Origin of the sequence: Enterobacter sp. JBIWA003 (genome assembly GCF_019968825.1) — a bacterium.
GTDB classification, from domain to species: Bacteria; Pseudomonadota; Gammaproteobacteria; order Enterobacterales; family Enterobacteriaceae; genus Enterobacter; species Enterobacter quasiroggenkampii.
Genome location: NZ_CP074170.1, coordinates 1,437,881 through 1,455,767, shown reverse-complemented (window position 1 = coordinate 1,455,767; position 17,887 = coordinate 1,437,881). Strand labels below are relative to the sequence as shown.

Below are 17,887 nucleotides of genomic sequence, written 5' to 3'. Positions count from 1 at the left end.
ATGAGTCTGAAAGATAAAACACAATCCCTGTTTGCTGAGAAATTTGGCTACCCTGCCACCCACGTAATTCAGGCGCCTGGTCGCGTTAACCTGATCGGTGAACACACTGACTATAACGACGGTTTTGTGCTGCCGTGTGCCATCGATTACCAGACGGTCATCAGCTGCGCGAAGCGCGACGACCGCCAGGTTCGCGTGATTGCGGCGGATTACGGGAATGAGACGGACGCGTTTTCCCTCGATGCCCCGATTGTGACGCACGACAGCCAGCAGTGGTCTAACTACGTGCGCGGCGTGGTGAAGCATCTGCAGAAGCGTAATAAAAACTTCGGCGGCGCCGATTTGGTCATCAGCGGCAACGTGCCGCAGGGGGCGGGCTTAAGCTCCTCTGCGTCTCTGGAGGTCGCCGTCGGCACCGTGTTCCAGCAGCTCTATCATTTACCGCTGGATGGCGCACAAATCGCCCTGAACGGTCAGGAAGCGGAAAACCAGTTCGTGGGTTGCAACTGCGGCATCATGGACCAGCTAATCTCCGCGCTGGGCAAAAAAGAACACGCGCTGCTGATCGACTGCCGCTCGCTTGGCACCAAAGCCGTTCCCCTGCCAAAAGGCGCGGCTGTCGTGATCGTCAACAGCAACTTTAAGCGCACGCTGGTGGGCAGCGAGTACAACACCCGCCGCGAGCAGTGCGAAACCGGCGCCCGCTTCTTCCAGCAGCCCGCCCTGCGCGACGTGACGCTCAATGAATTTAACAAAGTGGCGCACGAGCTGGATCCGATTGTCGCCAAACGCGTTCGTCACGTGCTGACGGAAAATGCCCGTACCGTTGAAGCCGCCTCCGCGCTGGCGAAAGGTGACCTGAAACGCATGGGTGAGCTGATGGCAGAATCTCACGCCTCCATGCGCGATGATTTCGAGATTACCGTTCCGCAAATCGACACCCTGGTGGAGATCGTCAAAGCGGTCATTGGCGACAAAGGCGGCGTACGCATGACGGGCGGCGGTTTTGGCGGCTGCATCGTTGCGCTGGTCCCGGAAGAGCTGGTCCCTGCCGTACAGGACGCCGTGGCGAAGCAGTACGAAGCGAAAACAGGTATCAAAGAAACCTTCTATGTTTGCAAAGCATCACAAGGAGCCGGACAGTGCTAAACGAAACACCTACCCTCGCACCGGATGGTCTGCCGTATCGCCTGTTAACCCTGCGCAACCGCGCGGGGATGGTGGTTACGCTTATGGACTGGGGTGCAACCCTGCTTTCAGCCCGCGTACCGATGCCGGACGGCAGCGTGCGCGAAACCCTGCTCGGCTGCGCATCGCCCGAGCAGTATGTTAATCAGTCCGCCTATCTGGGCGCATCCGTAGGACGCTATGCTAACCGCATCGCGAAGAGCCGCTTTGAGCTCGACGGCGTACAGTACACCCTGCTTCCAAGCCAGGGTGAAAACCAGCTGCACGGCGGCCCGGAAGGCTTTGATAAACGCCGCTGGAAAATTGTTCGGCAAAACGACGGCGAAGTGCTGTTCTCGCTGGATTCGCAGGATGGCGATCAGGGCTTCCCGGGTAACCTTATTGCCTCCGCGCGCTTTACGCTGACCGACGACAACCGTATCGCCATCGAATACCGTGCGACGGTCGACAAGCCGTGTCCGGTCAACCTGACCAATCACGCGTACTTTAATCTGGACGGCAACCAGTGCGACGTGCGTGAGCACAAGCTGCAGATCCTGGCGGATGCGTATCTGCCGGTTGACGAAATGGGCATTCCGTATCAGGGGCTCAAAGACGTGAGCGGGACCAGCTTTGATTTCCGCCGCGCGAAAACGATCGCCCAGGATTTCCTGAGCGATGACGATCAGCGCAAGGTGAAAGGTTACGACCACGCGTTCCTGCTGCAGGCCAAAGGTGATGTGAAACAACCTGCCGCACAGGTCTGGTCTGCGGATGAGAAGCTGCAGATGACGGTTTATACCACTGCCCCTGCCCTGCAGTTTTACTCAGGTAACTATCTCGGCGGCACAACGGCGCGCGAACACGAAGAGTACAGCGACTGGCAAGGCCTGGCGCTGGAGAGCGAGTTCCTACCGGACAGCCCGAATCATCCGGAATGGCCGCAGCCAGACTGCGTGCTCCGTCCGGGTGAAGAGTATGTTAGCGTGACGGAATATCATTTTATTCCACATTAATATTCAGCCCTCCCTCTGGAGGGCTTTTTTCTGCGCGCCTTGCTGAAAATAGCGCCGATCGCAGACAAAATCATAACCCTGGATTCACAAGCATCTTACACTCAGAGACTATTTTCGCTATGGTTAGGGTTAAGCGTTGCTGCTGGCACGGCCACGGCAATATAATGAGAATTGTTATCATTCTAAAAATGCTTGAGGAGTAAGAGATGGCTATTACTAAGCTGGTTCTGGTGCGTCACGGCGAAAGCCAGTGGAACAACGAAAACCGCTTTACCGGTTGGTACGACGTTGATCTGTCCGAGAAAGGCGTAAGCGAAGCAAAAGCAGCAGGTAAACTGCTGAAGGAAGAAGGCTTCAGCTTTGATTTTGCTTACACCTCTGTGCTGAAACGTGCCATCCACACCCTGTGGAACGTGCTGGACGAACTGGACCAGGCCTGGCTGCCGGTTGAGAAATCCTGGAAACTGAACGAGCGTCACTACGGTGCGCTGCAGGGCCTGAACAAAGCGGAAACCGCTGAGAAATACGGTGACGAGCAGGTTAAACAGTGGCGTCGCGGCTTTGCGGTCACCCCACCAGAGCTGACCAAAGATGACGAGCGCTACCCAGGCCACGACCCGCGTTACGCAAAACTGACCGACGCTGAGCTGCCAACCACCGAGAGCCTGGCGCTGACCATCGACCGCGTTGTGCCTTACTGGAACGAAACCATTCTGCCACGCCTGAAAAGCGGCGAGCGCGTGATTATCGCGGCTCACGGTAACTCCCTGCGTGCGCTGGTGAAATACCTGGACAACATGGGTGAAGACGAAATTCTCGAACTGAACATCCCAACTGGCGTACCGCTGGTGTATGAGTTCGACGAAAACTTCAAGCCAATCAAACACTACTACCTGGGTAATGCGGACGAAATCGCAGCGAAAGCGGCGGCCGTTGCGAACCAGGGTAAAGCGAAGTAATTTCGCTGACCATAAAAAAAGCGCGGAACCATCCGCGCTTTTTTATTTGAGCCGTCAGAATTAACCGCGACGCGCTTTTACTGCGTTAGCCAGCTGGCGCAGGATGGCGTCGGTATCGTCCCAGCCGATACAGGCATCGGTCACGCTCTTGCCGTACACCAGCGGCTCGCTGCCTTCCAGGTTCTGGTTACCTTCAACCAGATGACTTTCGATCATCACCCCAATTACCGCCTTCTCACCGCCGGCAATCTGCTGACAGACATCTGCGCCCACTTCCATCTGCTTTTTAAACTGCTTGCTGGAGTTGGCGTGGCTGAAATCGATCATCACCTGCGGTGGCAGCCCGGCTTTTTCCAGCCCGACTTTGACTTCGGCCACATGTTTTGCGCTGTAGTTTGGCTCTTTGCCGCCGCGCAGAATGATATGGCAGTCACCGTTACCGCTGGTGTTAACGATGGCAGAGTGACCCCACTTGGTCACGGACAGGAAGCAGTGCGGTGCGCCCGCTGCGTTGATGGCGTCGATAGCCACCTTAATGGTGCCGTCAGTGCCGTTTTTGAAGCCCACCGGACAAGAGAGACCGGACGCCAGCTCGCGGTGAACCTGAGATTCAGTAGTGCGGGCACCAATTGCCCCCCAGCTCATCAGGTCTGCCAGATACTGGGGCGTAATCATGTCCAGGAATTCACCGGCCGCAGGCAGCCCGCTGTCGTTAATCTCCAGCAGCAGCTTGCGCGCAATGCGCAGACCGTCGTTGATCTGGAAGCTGTTATCCATGTGCGGATCGTTAATCAGCCCTTTCCAGCCCACGGTCGTACGCGGTTTTTCAAAGTAGACGCGCATGACGATTTCCAGCTCGTCCTTCAGCTCTTCACGCAGGGTGAGCAAACGGGCAGCGTATTCTTTCGCGGCAGCAGGATCGTGAATCGAGCACGGGCCAATCACCACCAGAAGACGATCGTCATTACCTTTCAGGATCTTATGGATCGCTTTACGAGCATGAGAAACCGTGTTTGCGGCATTTTCAGTGGCGGGGAATTTCTCAAGGAGTGCTACAGGAGGTAATAACTCATTGATCTCTTTAATGCGTAAATCGTCGTTCTGATAATTCATCTTCGTTCCAGCTCTGCCATATCTTTAGTAATGAAAGCAATCCTTTCAATCTATCTTGTCGACCAGGAAGTGTAAACACGGTTTTACACTTCACGCAGATAATTCCTGGAATTCGCCTAAAAATCGCCACAAAATAGCGAAAAATGAGATCTAACCTAAGCTTTTTAACTGTAACAACCAATTTTAAACGCTTAAACGCGATTCCCTACTGACGTAAGTCCGTAAGGCGGAATCTTTCGCCTCAAAAAAGATGCACTGTTGGAGAATGTTATCCAGCGTAACGACAAGAACAGGAGCACCATGATGAAAATGACAAAACTGGCAACCCTCTTCCTGACCGCCACCCTTACCCTGGCAAGCGGCAGCGTCCTGGCCGCCGAAACGGGCACCTCAGAGAGCAACGGTGACGCGAATGCGGCTGCGGCGGCAGGTCAGCCTGCACCTGATGCAAAACAGAATATTGCCCCGAATAACGTCGACAACGGCCAGATCAATACCGGCAATACCAACACGGGCGGCACCATGCTGCATCCAGACGGTAGCGGTTCCGGCACCATGAACCATGACAATATGAGTTCAGACGAGGTCCACAAGAACTCCATGTGTAAGGACGGCAAATGCCCGGACCCTAACGACAAAGTGGGTAACGACGCCAATACCAAAACGGATGGTACCACACAGTAATTTGTATGCACCGTCAGAAAAAGGAGAGCCCAGGCTCTCCTTTCTTTTTGGAGTAACCTATTAAAAACGCTACACTAAAAACAATAACACTTCAGGAAAGCAGACATGGCGCACTCCCATTCCCACTCGCATGCACCCGGCAACGACAACGCTAAACGACTGATGCTGGCCTTTGGCGTCACGGCAACGTTTATGATTATCGAGGTCATTGGCGGCCTGGTTTCCGGCTCTCTGGCGCTTTTGGCCGATGCCGGACATATGCTGACCGATGCCGCCGCCCTGCTCTTCGCCCTGCTGGCCGTGCAGTTTGCGCGCCGCCCACCGAATGCGCGCCACACCTTCGGCTGGCTGAGGCTGACCACCCTGGCCGCGTTTGTTAACGCCATTGCGCTGGTGGTCATTACCGTGCTTATCGTCTGGGAAGCCATACAGCGCTTTCGGCATCCACAGCCGATCGCCGGGGCGACAATGATGGTCATTGCCGTGGCAGGGTTGCTGGCGAATATTCTGGCCTTCTGGATCCTGCACCGCGGGAGCGGGGAAAAGAACCTCAACGTGCGCGCGGCGGCACTGCATGTGCTGGGGGATTTGCTCGGTTCAGTCGGGGCGATTGTCGCCGCGCTGGTGATCCTCTATACCGGCTGGACGCCTGTCGATCCGATTCTGTCCGTACTGGTGTCGTGTCTGGTCTTGCGTAGCGCCTGGCGGCTGCTGAAGGAGAGCGTGAACGAACTGCTTGAAGGGGCGCCAGCATCCATGGACATTGATGAGCTGAAGCGTAACCTGCGCCGTACTGTCCCGGAAGTCCGTAATGTCCATCACGTGCACGTCTGGCTGGTAGGAGAGAAACCGGTCATGACGCTGCACGTCCAGGTGATCCCACCTCACGACCACGATGCGCTGCTCGATCGCATTCAGCACTTCCTGGAGCACCACTACGACATTAGCCACGCTACCGTTCAGATGGAGTATCAGCCCTGTAGCGGACCGGACTGCCACCTTAACGAGGCGCAGTCCGGTCATTCACATCATCATGACCACTAGCTGGAAAGCGCGTGAGAGCCTCGCTCACGCGCACTGTTAATCCACATTCGGCTGCCGTTCAGTGCGATGAAGGTCAGCAGCAGATATTCCAGCGACATGGCATAGACGCCCTGCAGGGCGAAGATCGCCACGCTGATCACATTGATGATGACCCACAGCAGCCAGTTCTCAACGTATTTACGGGTCATCAGAATCATTGCCGCAATCGACAGCACCATCATGCAGGAATCCCAGAACGGGAAAGCATCCGGCTGGAGTTCTGGCATCGTTACGTTCAGGCCGATGCCGGACATGACTGAAACGGCAACGCGGGTCAGGAAGGCAAACACCGGGTTGATGTAAACGGTCATTAAGCCAATGGCCACCACGCAGGCGACGAACCAGGCGATGGCTTTCGGCAGGGGCAGCCAACGGATCTGCAGCTCGGCCTCCTGCTGGCTGTTCTGACGCGACCAGGCATACCAGCCGTAAATATTGGCGGCAAAGAAGAACAGCTGCAAAAGCAGGCTGGCGTACAGCTGGATCTGGAAGAAGATAATCGCAAACAGCGTGACGTTAATCAGCCCGAACGCGTAGTTACTGATCTTCTCAAGGCTTGCCAACCAGATACACAATAAGCCCGCCAGCGTACCTACGGCCTCAATCCATGACAGGTCATAGCCACCTGCACCAATCGGTATATGAACCAGAATGTTATGTGTGCTAAAAAAATCCATCTTTTCCCCGGGGCGAGTTGAATTAAGTACGTAGTGTAGCCGCAAAATCCAGCATGCGGTTAAGCGGAATTAACGCGCCTTCACGCAGGGCGGCATCCACATGGATTTCATGCGCCGCACCACCGGTTTCTAACCCTTCGGCAATCGCTTTCAGGCCATTCATCGCCATCCAGGGACAATGCGCGCAGCTGCGGCACGTTGCGCCCTCGCCCGCCGTTGGTGCTTCAAGAAGCTCTTTCTCCGGCACGGCCTGCTGCATCTTATAGAAGATACCGCGATCGGTCGCGACAATGAGCTGCTTGTGAGGCAACGTCCTGGCCGCGTTGATAAGCTGGCTGGTTGAGCCCACGGCATCCGCCATGTCGACAATTGACTGCGGTGACTCGGGGTGAACAAGAATGGCGGCGTCAGGATAAAGCGCCTTCATGCGCGCCAGCGCCTGAGTTTTGAATTCATCGTGCACAATGCAGGCACCCTGCCAGCAAAGGACATCAGCCCCCGTCTGCTTCTGAACATAATTGCCGAGATGACGATCAGGCGCCCAGATAATTTTTTCCCCCAGGCTGTCCAGATGTTCAATCAGCTCAACGGCGATGCTCGACGTGACCACCCAGTCAGCCCGCGCTTTTACCGCCGCAGAGGTGTTAGCGTAGACCACCACGGTCCGGTCAGGATGAGCGTCACAGAAGGCCGTGAATTCGTCAATCGGACAGCCCAGATCCAGGGAACACTCCGCGTTAAGCGTGGGCATCAGAATGGTTTTTTCCGGGCTCAGAATCTTTGCCGTCTCGCCCATAAAACGCACGCCGGCAACCAGCAGCGTGGAAGCGGGATGTCGTGCACCGAAGCGCGCCATCTCCAGTGAGTCAGAAATGCAGCCGCCGGTCTCTTCCGCCAGCTGCTGAATTTCCGGGTCGGTGTAGTAATGGGCCACCATTACCGCATCGCGCTCTTTAAGAAGACGTTTGATCTTCTCGCGGTAGAATTGCTTTTCATCCTGGCTCAGCGGGACAGGCTTTGGCGGAAACGGATAGATTGCGGCTTCAGGATCAAACATCACACTCATTATGGCTTCTCGTTTTACGGGCTTAACAATATTGCCTTTCATTTGCCTGACATAGCAAAACGCGTGGCAATTGTGTTTTGTATACTAAACAAGATAGCGAATCTGGCGTGAAAAGTCACCGGGAATAGATGGGCGGAGCATTTGTTGTACCGCAGATAGCAAAAAGGCGCCTTTAGGGCGCCTTTCTACACTGGTGGGTCGTGCAGGATTCGAACCTGCGACCAATTGATTAAAAGTCAACTGCTCTACCAACTGAGCTAACGACCCCTTGCGGGATTTTTTTCTTCGAAGTGGTGGGTCGTGCAGGATTCGAACCTGCGACCAATTGATTAAAAGTCAACTGCTCTACCAACTGAGCTAACGACCCATTCGGGTGCTGACTTCGAAGATTTTTACTCGGTACCACTTTAAAGTGGTGGGTCGTGCAGGATTCGAACCTGCGACCAATTGATTAAAAGTCAACTGCTCTACCAACTGAGCTAACGACCCGAGTGGTGGGTGATGACGGGCTCGAACCGCCGACCCCCTCCGTGTAAAGGAGATGCTCTACCAACTGAGCTAATCACCCACTCTGTACTGCCGAAACTGCGTTAAGTGGTGGGTCGTGCAGGATTCGAACCTGCGACCAATTGATTAAAAGTCAACTGCTCTACCAACTGAGCTAACGACCCACTTTTATGCTGCTTTCACGTTGTTTGATATCCCGTGGCAACGGCGGCATATATTACTGATTTAAGAATTCTGCGCAACAAAAATTTCGATGAAGATCACTTAACTGCTTAGTAATCATGCTGCACGACCAGAAATAACGCGATTTCTGGTCATGCGATAATCATCCCATCGAATTCAGACGTTTTTGCGCCTGCTTAGCACCTTCGGTACCCGGGAATTTTGCAACCACCTGCTGATAAACCGCTTTGGCTTTCGCGGTGTCGCCTTTGTCCTGCATGATCACGCCAACCTTATACATCGCATCGGGCGCTTTCGGCGATTTTGGGTAATTTTTCACCACGGAGGCAAAATAAAACGCCGCATCGTCCTTTTTACCCTTGTTGTAATTCAACTGACCGAGCCAGTAATTGGCATTTGGCTGATAAGTGGAATCAGGGTATTTCTTAACAAAGCTCTGAAACGCAGCAATCGCGTCATCCTGACGAGATTGATCCTGTACCAGGGCAATGGCCGCATTGTAGTCCGTATTCGCGTCACCGCTCTGTACAGGCGCGCCTGTTGAGGCTGACGTATCAGCAGATGGCGCTGGCGTAGACGTCGCCGCACCGCTCTGATCGCCTGCGGCTGGCTGTGCTGCTGCACCACCACCACTGCTCAGGCTATCGATCTGCAACAAGATTTGCTTCTGACGTTCCACAACCTGGTTAAGCTGATACTGGCTTTCCTGAATCTGACCACGGAGAGAGTCAATATCATTCTGGTTATCGGAAAGTTGTTGCTGGAGTTGGGTTAAAAGCTGGCTGTGAGCGTTAGAAATACGCTCGAGTTGAGTGACCCGGTCTTCTACCGAGCCTGAGCCGACACTACTGATTGGTGCCTGAGCAAAAGCGGCCCAGGGGGCCGCTATTCCAACCAGTAACGACAGACTCAACAGATGATGTCTGAAGTTACTGCTCATGCAATTCTCTTAGTAAACCAGTACGGCACGACGGTTTTTGGAGTAAGCCGCTTCGTCGTGACCCAGTACTGCAGGTTTTTCTTTACCGTAAGAAACGATGGAGATCTGGTCAGCAGAAACGCCTTTACCCTGCAGGTACATTTTAACAGCGTTAGCACGACGTTCACCCAGGGAGATGTTGTACTCTGGAGTACCACGTTCGTCCGCGTGACCTTCTACGGTGACTTTGTAAGATGGGTTGCTACGCAGGAAGTTAGCGTGCGCATCCAGCATCGCAGCGAAGTCAGAACGGATGTCGTATTTATCCAGATCGAAGTAAACGATGTTGTTCTGCTGCAGCTGCTGCATCTGAAGACGCGCCTGCTCTTCAGAAGACATGTTGCCATTGCCGTTCGCGTCCATACCGGTGCCGGCACCCATCATGCCTTCGCCGCTCTGGTCATTGCTGGCGTTCTTGTTAGAAGAACACGCTGCGATTGCCATTACAGGCAGAGCGATCATCAGCCCCTTCAGCACTTTGTTCAGTTGCATTTCTATGATTCCTTTAGTAATCAATTAATTATTATTTACAGATACGGCGACCAGGCAGGTGATTTTACCTGTCCATCAGTAGCCGGAATACGCGCTTTGAAACGCCCATCTGTAGAAACCAGATTCAGCACAGATCCCATCCCCTGAGAAGAGCTGTAGATTACCATCGTGCCGTTAGGTGCCAGACTTGGCGTTTCATCCAGGAACGTTGACGACAGAACTTGAACGCCACCCGCTACCAGATCTTGTTTGGCAATGTGCTGCTGCCCACCGTTAGAGCTGACCATTACCATAAATTTACCGTCGCTGCTCACGTCTGAGTTCTGGTTCTGTGAACCTTCCCAGGTAATACGCTGCGGAGCACCGCCGTTGATGTTGACTTTATAGATTTGTGGACGGCCGGCCTGGTCAGAGGTAAACGCCAGGTTTTGACTGTCCGGGAACCATGAAGGTTCGGTGTTGTTGCTGCGACCATCGGTCACCTGACGGATCTGGCCAGAGCCAATGTCCATCACGTACAGGTTCAGGCTACCGGTTTTAGACAACGCAAACGCCAGTTTAGAGCCATCTGGAGAGAACGAAGGCGCACCGTTGTGACGTGGGAAAGACGCCACCTGACGAACCGCACCGTTTGCCAGCGTCTGGATAACCAGCGCAGAACGGCCGCTTTCGAAGGTGACATACGCCAGCTTAGAACCGTCCGGAGACCAGGCTGGAGACATCAGTGGCTGCGAAGAGCGTTTCACCAGGAACTGGTTGTAGCCATCGTAATCAGATACGCGCAGCTCATACGGGAATTGACCACCGTTGGTCTGCACCACGTACGCGATACGGGTACGGAACGCACCTTTAATGCCGGTCAGTTTTTCAAATACCGCATCGCTGGCAGCGTGTGCCGCGTAGCGCAGGTACTGCTTAGTGACCTTGTAAGAGTTCTGGGCCAGAACGGTACCTGGTGCACCGCCGGTATCCACCAGCTGCCAGGCCACGTTGTAAGAACCGTCTGGATTAGGGGTAACCTGACCCACAACCACGGCATCAATACCCAGTGCAGACCATGCTGCAGGCTGAACTTCCTGCGCGCTACCCGGCTGCTGAGGCAGACGAGAACGATCTAACGGGTTGAATTTACCGCTGTTACGCAGATCAGCCGCCACGATGCCACCGGCATCTTCAGGTGCAGCGCCAGGACCGGCCCACTGGAACGGAACAACACCGATTGGGCGTGCCGAGTCCACCCCCTGGGTGATCTCGATACGTACTTCTGCGTGCAGTACTGCTGCCCACAGCATTAAAAAACTAAATGCTACACGTAATGCCTGCTTCATCATATCTCCCTTATCCGGGTAACCTTACCCACGATAATTTAGCAGAATGTTAACAAACTCAAATAGACAAAACTACCCGAACCCTGTGACTAAACCTGGTCTATTTTTCCCCGTTTGCACGGGGAAAATGTAACTTAAGGTTTGAAGTCCAGCGGCGCATTTTTGAAGACTTCGTAGACTGCCTGCGAAGGCGGTTTAGGCATCTTCGCCTGACGCGCTGCAGCCAGGGCCGCAGTACATAAAGCCGGGTCGCCACCTTCAGACTTAATATCCAGCAGCATGCCATCCGGAGCCAGTTTTATACGTAACGTACACGTTTTACCGGTATAGGAAGACGCATCATAGAATCGGCTTTCAATAGCGGATTTAATCTGCGCGGCATAACCGTTGATTTCAGCCCCTGTCGCACCGTTACTCTTAGTGTTACCACTTCCGGTCGGCGCTGCGTTGTTTCCTTTCGCCCCACCGCCCGTTTTCGGCGCATTCTTACCGGAGCTCAAATCGCCCAGCAGATCGTCAACCCCTGCGGCAGCAGCGGCTTTTTCAGCGGCGGCAGCCTTTTTAGCAGCCGCTTTTTCAGCTGCTGCTTTCTTATCGGCAGCGGCCTTCTCAGCTGCAGCTTTTTTGTCAGCAGCGGCTTTTTCGGCGGCTGCCGCTTTTTCTGCCGCGGCTTTTTCTGCTGCTGCTTTCTCGGCAGCAGCCGCTTTCTTCGCTGCCTCGGCAGCAGCTTTCTTCTCTGCTTCCTGAGCGGCCTTCTTCGCGGCTTCCGCTTCTGCTTTCTTCTGAGCATCAGCTGCGGCTTTCTTAGCGGCTTCGGCTTCCGCTTTCTTCTGAGCATCAGCGGCGGCTTTCTTCGCGGCTTCGGCTTCCGCTTTCTTCTGGGCATCAGCAGCCGCTTTCTTCGCCGCTTCTGCCGCTAATTTCGCCTGGGCATCAGCCTGTGCTTTCGCGTCCGCTGCGGCTTTTGCTGCCGCCTCTTCCGCCTGCTTTTGCTGTTCCTGTGCTTTTTTCGCGGCCTCTTCGGCTTGTTTCTGCTGTTCTGCCTGCGCTTTCGCGGCTTCCTGCGCCTGCAAACGTTCTTTCTCAAGCTGCTTCAGACGCTCCTGCTCTGCGGCCTGCTTTTCACGCAGTTCTTCCGCTTGCTGTTGCGCCTGTTTTTCACGCTGCTCTTCAGCCCGTTTTGCACTCGCCTTCTGCTGTTGTTGGCGATTATAGTTCTGTACTACCGCACCGGGATCCACCATCACGGCGTCAATGGAAGACCCTCCACCGCCGCCGGCTGATGCATCAATATGCTCGTCGAACGAACTCCAGATCAGCGCTGCAAAAAGAATAACGTGCAGCACTGCGGAGACGATTATCGCTCGCTTAAGCTTGTCGTTCTGTTCGGTTGCCTTTGACACTATCGGTTCCCAAAAACTACGCGGATGATCAAATAGGTTGGGTCATTAAGCCAACTGACTTAACACCCGCACTATGTAGCAAGTTCAGCGCTTTAATAATTTCATCGTAGGGTACGTCTTTCGCGCCACCGATTAAGAAGACCGTTTTCGGATTTGACTCCAGGCGACGCTGCGCTTCGGCAATAACCTGCTCAGGTGGCAGCTGATCCATACGATCCTTCTCTACCACGACGCTGTATTGCCCTACGCCGGAAACCTCAATGATAACCGGAGGATCGTCATTGGTGCTCACCGCCTGTGATTCTGTCGCATCCGGCAGATCCACTTCCACGCTCTGGGTAATGATTGGCGCTGTTGCCATGAAGATCAGCAGCAGTACCAGCAGGACGTCCAGCAGTGGAACGATATTGATTTCGGACTTGAGCTCGCGACGACCTCGTCCACGCGATCTGGCCATGGTTTACCCCTTGTTGCTCTCGGTGCTGGTAAACGCCTGACGGTGCAGAATCGCAGTGAACTCTTCCATAAAGTTGTCGTAGTTCAGTTCCAGTTTGTTCACGCGCTGGTTCAGACGGTTATAGGCCATAACTGCCGGAATTGCCGCAAACAGACCGATAGCGGTCGCAATCAGTGCTTCAGCGATACCCGGTGCAACCATCTGCAACGTCGCCTGCTTCACCGCGCCCAGCGCGATAAAGGCGTGCATGATCCCCCACACGGTACCAAACAGACCGATATACGGGCTGATGGAACCGACAGTACCGAGGAAAGGAATATGCGTTTCAAGGTTTTCCAGCTCGCGGTTCATCGAGATGCGCATCGCACGCGAGGCACCTTCCACCACCGCTTCCGGCGCATGATTGTTTGCACGATGCAGACGGGCGAACTCTTTGAAACCGCTATAGAAAATTTGCTCGGAGCCGGTCAGGTTTTCACGGCGTCCCTGGCTCTCCTGGTACAGACGAGAAAGCTCAATGCCCGACCAGAACTTATCTTCAAACGCTTCAGCTTCACGGCCGGCGGCATTGAGGATACGCGTTCTCTGGATGATGATGGCCCAGGATGCGATTGAAAAACCAATCAAAATCAACATGATAAGTTTAACCAGAAGGCTTGCCTTCAGGAACAAATCAAGGATATTCATGTCAGTCACTGCTTAAACTCCGCGACAATAGACTTAGGAAGCGCACGAGGCTTCATTATGGTTGGATCAACACAAACAATCAGTACTTCAGCTGAGTTCAGTACGGTGTTCTCTGCGTTGACTATCCGCTGCGTGAAAACCAGTGAGGTCCCGCGCATTGATGTAATTTCAGTTTGGACTTCGAGCATATCGTCGAGTCTGGCAGGCGCAAAATACTCAAGCGTCATCTTGCGTACCACAAAGGCAACTCGCTCAGCCAACAGCACCTGTTGACTAAAGTGATGATGGCGCAGCATCTCTGTGCGTGCCCGTTCATAAAAAGCAACGTAGCTGGCGTGGTAAACCACACCACCGGCATCGGTATCTTCGTAATAGACACGAACCGGCCATCGAAACAGCGTTGTATTCACTTTACATCCCAGTAATGCAACAAAAGTTAGAGCTTTTAAACTTCGCTACTATACGCGCGGGAAAGATGGTTTGGAATGGGGGAAAGTAAACGGAGAGTAAATTTTTATGGGCTCGGGTAAGCCCATAACGTTAACGGACATTTCTTATTCAGAAGAAGAAGAAAATCAAACCGGCGAGAAGCACCAGATCGGCAATCAGCGGGCAGAAAATTCCCTGCCAGTGAACGGCTTTCGGACGAAAGCCCACGCCGTGGATCACACCTGCGCACACCGCCCACATAATGAGGAAGCCGTGCCAGATTTCAAGCTCGCTGGTTTTCGCTGCAAAGCGCGAAGGGTCCCAGAAGATACAGCCTGCCAGCAGTAATGCCATCACTAAAGAAAGCGCCCGTAACGGGCGCTTGTCCATTACCGCGTAAAGTTTCGCGATAATATTCATCAGTGTTTTTCTTCACCCGCTTTGGTCGCTTCTACGTGCTCAAGCGCCAGGGCAGTGATGACACCAAATGCACAGGCAAGAAGCGTCCCTAAAATCCATGCGAAATACCACATATTCAGCTCCTTACTTAGTACATAGAGTGGGTGTTGCTTTCGATATGTTCTTTCGTGATACGACCGAACATTTTCCAGTAACACCAGATGGTGTAGGCCAGAACGATCGGAACGAACACGCAAGCAACATACGTCATCAGGTTCAGCGTCATATGGCTGGACGTTGCATCCCACATGGTCAGGCTAGCATTCAGCATGGTGCTGGATGGCATAACGAATGGGAACATCGCAATACCCGCCGTCAGGATAATGCATGCCAGGGTCAGTGAAGAGAACACGAACGCCAGCGCGCCTTTTTCCAGACGAGACGTCAGCACGGTCAGCAGCGGCAGCAGCACACCCAGAGCCGGGATCGCCCACAGCACAGGGGTATTGTTGAAGTTCACCAGCCATGCCCCCGCCTGACGCGCCACTTCTTTGGTCAGCGGGTTAGACGGTGCGGTGTGGTTGATCGCAGACGTCACCACGTAGCCATCAATACCGTACACCACCCACACACCGGCCAGCGCGAAGCAGACCAGCGTAACCAGCGCAGCAACCTGAGCCGTCGCGCGAGAACGCAGATGCAGCTCACCCACGGTACGCATCTGCAGATAGGTTGCGCCCTGAGTGATGATCATCGCCACGCTCACGACACCAGCCAGCAGACCAAACGGATTCAGCAGCTGGAAGAAGTTACCGGTGTAGTAAAGACGCATGTATTCGTCCAGGTGGAACGGCACGCCCTGCAACAGGTTACCGAACGCCACGCCGATCACCAGCGGTGGAACGAAGCTACCGATGAAGATGCCCCAGTCCCACATATTGCGCCAGCGGGTATCTTCAATCTTGGAACGGTAGTCGAAACCGACCGGACGGAAGAATAAAGAGGCCAGCACCAGAATCATCGCCACATAGAAACCGGAGAACGCAGCCGCGTAGACCATCGGCCAGGCAGCGAACAGCGCGCCGCCTGCGGTGATCAGCCACACCTGGTTACCGTCCCAGTGCGGGGCGATGGAGTTGATCATGATTCGACGCTCGGTGTCATTACGACCGAGGAAACGGGTGAGCATCCCCACCCCCATGTCGAAACCATCCGTGACGGCGAAACCGATCAGCAGAACGCCAACCAGCAGCCACCAGATAAAACGCAATACTTCATAATCGATCATTTGATGACTCCTGTCTTAGCGTGCCGGCTGAGTAGTCGCAGTGGACTGCTCGTAGTGATAGCGACCGGTTTTCAGGCTGCTTGGGCCAAGGCGCGCGAACTTGAACATCAGGAACAGTTCAGCCACCAGGAACAGGGTGTACAGACCACAAATCAGCAGCATGGAGAAGATCAGGTCGCCTGCGGTCAGGGACGAGTTCGCTACCGCCGTTGGCAGCACCTCACCGATCGCCCATGGCTGACGGCCATACTCCGCCACAAACCAGCCGGATTCAATTGCGATCCACGGCAGTGGAATACCGTACAGCGCAGTGCGCAGCAGCCATTTTTTCTCGCCGATACGGTTGCGAATCACGGACCAGAAGGACGCCGCAATGATCAGCAGCATGATGATGCCGCAGCCCACCATGATACGGAATGCGAAGTACAGTGGCGCAACGCGTGGAATCGAGTCTTTGGTTGCCATCTGGATCTGCGCTTCCGTCGCATCAGACACGTTCGGGGTATAACGCTTCAGCAGCAGACCGTAACCCAGATCTTTCTTCACATCGTTAAACTGGTCGCGAACGGCCTGGTCGGTAGAACCGGCACGCAGCTGTTCCAGCAGCGAGTAGGCTTTCATACCGTTACGGATACGCTCTTCGTGCTGCACCATCAGCTCTTTCAGACCCGTCACCTGCTTATCAACAGAACGGGTGGCGATGATACCCAGCGCATAAGGGATTTGAATGGCGAAGCGGTTTTCCTGCGCGTCCTGATCCGGAATACCGAACAGCGTAAAGGCAGCAGGCGCCGGCTGGGTTTCCCATTCGGCTTCGATGGCGGCCAGTTTGGTTTTCTGCACGTCACCCATTTCGTAACCGGATTCATCACCCAGAACGATAACGGAGAGGATGGCAGCCATACCGAAGCTTGCAGCGATAGCAAAGGAGCGCTTAGCAAACGCGAAGTCACGACCGCGCAGCATGTAGTAAGAACTGATGCCCAGTACAAACATCGCGCCGCACACATAGCCAGAAGCGACGGTGTGAACGAATTTAACCTGAGCAACCGGGTTCAGGACCAGCTCGGCAAAGCTGACCATCTCCATACGCATGGTTTCGAAGTTAAAATCAGACGCGATAGGGTTCTGCATCCAGCCGTTCGCAACCAGGATCCACAGCGCGGACAGGTTCGAACCTAATGCCACCAGCCAGGTCACCGCCATATGCTGGACTTTACCCAGACGGTCCCAACCGAAGAAGAACAGACCTACAAAGGTGGATTCGAGGAAGAATGCCATCAGACCTTCAATGGCCAGCGGCGCACCGAAGATATCCCCCACATAGTGGGAATAGTAAGACCAGTTAGTCCCGAACTGGAACTCCATGGTCAGACCGGTGGCCACGCCCAGTGCGAAGTTGATACCAAACAACTTGCCCCAGAACTTGGTCATATCTTTATAAATCTGTTTGCCGGAGAGAACGTATACCGTTTCCATGATGGCCAGCAGGAACGCCATACCGAGCGTCAGTGGCACAAACAGGAAGTGGTACATCGCGGTCAAGGCAAACTGTAAGCGCGACAGTTCGACTATATCTAACATTATGACTCCTTGCTCATCGCATGAAGACTCCGAGAGTGAACCCCGTCAAAGCGATCCACACGCATGCCCCAATACAAATTATTCGCATCCTTGTCGTCGTTATTACCCTGAAGGAGGATAAAAACGATGACGTGAGGTTACAAATACGTTAATAAAAAACTCAAATTGATCCCGCAAATATAATACGCTGCAAAACCCTTACAATAAACAGGTTTTTATAGAGTCACATTTACGTTTTTCGACGGTGATCAATTTATAGCAAAATTACCACTTTTCGGCCATTTTGATCGGGGACAATTTAGCGCTTTTCAGCACCTTTTTCCAAGGATTAAACTTTGATTTAAATCAAAAACAAACCTTGATGTTAACTATGTTTAATCGTGGTA

Annotated in this window: 19 protein-coding genes and 5 tRNA genes; 5 read left to right on the top strand and 19 right to left on the bottom strand. The window is 53.9% G+C overall.

Going from position 1 to position 17,887, the window contains the following annotated elements:
* The 3 genes from galK to gpmA all read left to right on the top strand — a co-directional run bounded on the left by galK (window position 1) and on the right by gpmA (window position 3,142).
* Window positions 1-1,149, top strand: a complete 1,149-nt coding sequence (gene galK, locus KGP25_RS06935; protein WP_021241009.1) for a galactokinase — start codon at window positions 1-3, stop codon at window positions 1,147-1,149.
* The gene (gene galM / locus KGP25_RS06930) at window positions 1,143-2,183 is read left to right on the top strand and encodes a galactose-1-epimerase (protein WP_048026977.1); all 1,041 of its coding nucleotides are present in this window, start codon (window positions 1,143-1,145) and stop codon (window positions 2,181-2,183) included. Before galK ends, galM begins: the two co-directional genes overlap by 7 nt.
* Before the next feature lie 206 nt (window positions 2,184-2,389).
* The gene (gene gpmA, locus KGP25_RS06925; protein ID WP_008501111.1) at window positions 2,390-3,142 is read left to right on the top strand and encodes a 2,3-diphosphoglycerate-dependent phosphoglycerate mutase; all 753 of its coding nucleotides are present in this window, start codon (window positions 2,390-2,392) and stop codon (window positions 3,140-3,142) included.
* 60 nt (window positions 3,143-3,202) lie between these two features.
* On the opposite strand, the gene aroG is transcribed toward gpmA, so the two are convergent.
* Complete coding sequence (aroG, locus tag KGP25_RS06920) at window positions 3,203-4,255, bottom strand: 3-deoxy-7-phosphoheptulonate synthase AroG (RefSeq protein ID WP_008501110.1); 1,053 nt, start codon at window positions 4,253-4,255, stop codon at window positions 3,203-3,205.
* A 303-nt stretch (window positions 4,256-4,558) separates the two neighbouring features.
* Between aroG and KGP25_RS06915 the strand changes: the two genes are divergently transcribed.
* Together KGP25_RS06915 and zitB are read left to right on the top strand one after the other, a co-directional pair.
* Window positions 4,559-4,939 carry a protein YbgS gene (locus KGP25_RS06915; RefSeq protein WP_069719594.1) on the top strand — a complete coding sequence of 127 codons (381 nt, stop codon included), beginning with the start codon at window positions 4,559-4,561 and terminating at the stop codon, window positions 4,937-4,939.
* A 105-nt stretch (window positions 4,940-5,044) separates the two neighbouring features.
* Window positions 5,045-5,983: a CDF family zinc transporter ZitB gene (gene zitB, locus KGP25_RS06910; protein WP_048026976.1), complete on the top strand. Its 939-nt coding sequence runs from the start codon at window positions 5,045-5,047 to the stop codon at window positions 5,981-5,983.
* On the opposite strand, the gene pnuC is transcribed toward zitB, so the two are convergent.
* From pnuC to cydA, 18 genes are all read right to left on the bottom strand, one after another.
* The gene (gene pnuC / locus KGP25_RS06905; protein WP_024908791.1) at window positions 5,980-6,699 is read right to left on the bottom strand and encodes a nicotinamide riboside transporter PnuC; all 720 of its coding nucleotides are present in this window, start codon (window positions 6,697-6,699) and stop codon (window positions 5,980-5,982) included. The genes zitB and pnuC overlap by 4 nt on opposite strands.
* 22 nt (window positions 6,700-6,721) lie before the next feature.
* Window positions 6,722-7,765, bottom strand: a complete 1,044-nt coding sequence (gene nadA, locus KGP25_RS06900) for a quinolinate synthase NadA (RefSeq protein ID WP_008501105.1) — start codon at window positions 7,763-7,765, stop codon at window positions 6,722-6,724.
* A 191-nt stretch (window positions 7,766-7,956) separates the two neighbouring features.
* A tRNA-Lys gene (locus KGP25_RS06895) sits at window positions 7,957-8,032 on the bottom strand.
* A 24-nt stretch (window positions 8,033-8,056) separates the two neighbouring features.
* Window positions 8,057-8,132, bottom strand: a tRNA-Lys gene (locus KGP25_RS06890).
* A 46-nt stretch (window positions 8,133-8,178) separates the two neighbouring features.
* A tRNA-Lys gene (locus KGP25_RS06885) sits at window positions 8,179-8,254 on the bottom strand.
* A 3-nt stretch (window positions 8,255-8,257) separates the two neighbouring features.
* A tRNA-Val gene (locus KGP25_RS06880) sits at window positions 8,258-8,333 on the bottom strand.
* A gap of 27 nt (window positions 8,334-8,360) precedes the next feature.
* A tRNA-Lys gene (locus KGP25_RS06875) sits at window positions 8,361-8,436 on the bottom strand.
* A gap of 161 nt (window positions 8,437-8,597) precedes the next feature.
* The gene (gene cpoB, locus KGP25_RS06870) at window positions 8,598-9,395 is read right to left on the bottom strand and encodes a cell division protein CpoB (RefSeq protein ID WP_021241013.1); all 798 of its coding nucleotides are present in this window, start codon (window positions 9,393-9,395) and stop codon (window positions 8,598-8,600) included.
* Window positions 9,396-9,404: 9 nt separating this feature from the next.
* Entirely contained in the window at window positions 9,405-9,926 is a 522-nt protein-coding gene (gene pal / locus KGP25_RS06865) for a peptidoglycan-associated lipoprotein Pal (RefSeq protein WP_003858578.1), read from the bottom strand.
* 35 nt (window positions 9,927-9,961) lie between these two features.
* Window positions 9,962-11,254: a Tol-Pal system beta propeller repeat protein TolB gene (tolB, locus tag KGP25_RS06860; RefSeq protein ID WP_008501103.1), complete on the bottom strand. Its 1,293-nt coding sequence runs from the start codon at window positions 11,252-11,254 to the stop codon at window positions 9,962-9,964.
* Window positions 11,255-11,388: 134 nt separating this feature from the next.
* A complete protein-coding gene (tolA, locus tag KGP25_RS06855; protein ID WP_008501102.1) occupies window positions 11,389-12,657 on the bottom strand; it encodes a cell envelope integrity protein TolA in 1,269 nt (422 codons plus the stop codon).
* Between the two features lie 28 nt (window positions 12,658-12,685).
* Window positions 12,686-13,114, bottom strand: a complete 429-nt coding sequence (gene tolR, locus KGP25_RS06850; protein ID WP_003858589.1) for a colicin uptake protein TolR — start codon at window positions 13,112-13,114, stop codon at window positions 12,686-12,688.
* 3 nt (window positions 13,115-13,117) lie between these two features.
* Window positions 13,118-13,810, bottom strand: coding sequence for a Tol-Pal system protein TolQ (gene tolQ / locus KGP25_RS06845; RefSeq protein ID WP_008501101.1), 693 nt, complete (start codon window positions 13,808-13,810; stop codon window positions 13,118-13,120).
* The gene (ybgC, locus tag KGP25_RS06840; RefSeq protein ID WP_003858593.1) at window positions 13,807-14,211 is read right to left on the bottom strand and encodes a tol-pal system-associated acyl-CoA thioesterase; all 405 of its coding nucleotides are present in this window, start codon (window positions 14,209-14,211) and stop codon (window positions 13,807-13,809) included. Before ybgC ends, tolQ begins: the two co-directional genes overlap by 4 nt.
* A gap of 148 nt (window positions 14,212-14,359) precedes the next feature.
* The gene (ybgE, locus tag KGP25_RS06835; RefSeq protein ID WP_008501100.1) at window positions 14,360-14,650 is read right to left on the bottom strand and encodes a cyd operon protein YbgE; all 291 of its coding nucleotides are present in this window, start codon (window positions 14,648-14,650) and stop codon (window positions 14,360-14,362) included.
* Complete coding sequence (gene cydX, locus KGP25_RS06830) at window positions 14,650-14,763, bottom strand: cytochrome bd-I oxidase subunit CydX (protein ID WP_003858598.1); 114 nt, start codon at window positions 14,761-14,763, stop codon at window positions 14,650-14,652. Before cydX ends, ybgE begins: the two co-directional genes overlap by 1 nt.
* A 14-nt stretch (window positions 14,764-14,777) precedes the next feature.
* Entirely contained in the window at window positions 14,778-15,917 is a 1,140-nt protein-coding gene (gene cydB / locus KGP25_RS06825; RefSeq protein ID WP_048226125.1) for a cytochrome d ubiquinol oxidase subunit II, read from the bottom strand.
* A gap of 15 nt (window positions 15,918-15,932) precedes the next feature.
* Window positions 15,933-17,501 (bottom strand): cytochrome ubiquinol oxidase subunit I, encoded by a 1,569-nt coding sequence (gene cydA, locus KGP25_RS06820; protein ID WP_008501098.1) that lies wholly within the window; start codon window positions 17,499-17,501, stop codon window positions 15,933-15,935.
* Window positions 17,502-17,887 lie beyond the last annotated feature (386 nt).

Excerpts from the sequence above, each read along its gene's own strand:
- galK (WP_021241009.1), top strand. The coding sequence starts at position 1 with ATGAGTCTGAAAGATAAAACACAATCCCTGTTTGCTGAGAAATTTGGC.
- gpmA (WP_008501111.1), top strand. The coding sequence starts at position 2,390 with ATGGCTATTACTAAGCTGGTTCTGGTGCGTCACGGCGAAAGCCAGTGG.
- aroG (WP_008501110.1), bottom strand. The coding sequence starts at position 4,255 with ATGAATTATCAGAACGACGATTTACGCATTAAAGAGATCAATGAGTTA.
- KGP25_RS06915 (WP_069719594.1), top strand. The coding sequence starts at position 4,559 with ATGAAAATGACAAAACTGGCAACCCTCTTCCTGACCGCCACCCTTACC.
- zitB (WP_048026976.1), top strand. The coding sequence starts at position 5,045 with ATGGCGCACTCCCATTCCCACTCGCATGCACCCGGCAACGACAACGCT.
- pnuC (WP_024908791.1), bottom strand. The coding sequence starts at position 6,699 with ATGGATTTTTTTAGCACACATAACATTCTGGTTCATATACCGATTGGT.
- nadA (WP_008501105.1), bottom strand. The coding sequence starts at position 7,765 with ATGAGTGTGATGTTTGATCCTGAAGCCGCAATCTATCCGTTTCCGCCA.
- cpoB (WP_021241013.1), bottom strand. The coding sequence starts at position 9,395 with ATGAGCAGTAACTTCAGACATCATCTGTTGAGTCTGTCGTTACTGGTT.
- pal (WP_003858578.1), bottom strand. The coding sequence starts at position 9,926 with ATGCAACTGAACAAAGTGCTGAAGGGGCTGATGATCGCTCTGCCTGTA.
- tolB (WP_008501103.1), bottom strand. The coding sequence starts at position 11,254 with ATGAAGCAGGCATTACGTGTAGCATTTAGTTTTTTAATGCTGTGGGCA.
- tolR (WP_003858589.1), bottom strand. The coding sequence starts at position 13,114 with ATGGCCAGATCGCGTGGACGAGGTCGTCGCGAGCTCAAGTCCGAAATC.
- ybgE (WP_008501100.1), bottom strand. The coding sequence starts at position 14,650 with ATGAATATTATCGCGAAACTTTACGCGGTAATGGACAAGCGCCCGTTA.
- cydX (WP_003858598.1), bottom strand. The coding sequence starts at position 14,763 with ATGTGGTATTTCGCATGGATTTTAGGGACGCTTCTTGCCTGTGCATTT.
- cydB (WP_048226125.1), bottom strand. The coding sequence starts at position 15,917 with ATGATCGATTATGAAGTATTGCGTTTTATCTGGTGGCTGCTGGTTGGC.
- cydA (WP_008501098.1), bottom strand. The coding sequence starts at position 17,501 with ATGTTAGATATAGTCGAACTGTCGCGCTTACAGTTTGCCTTGACCGCG.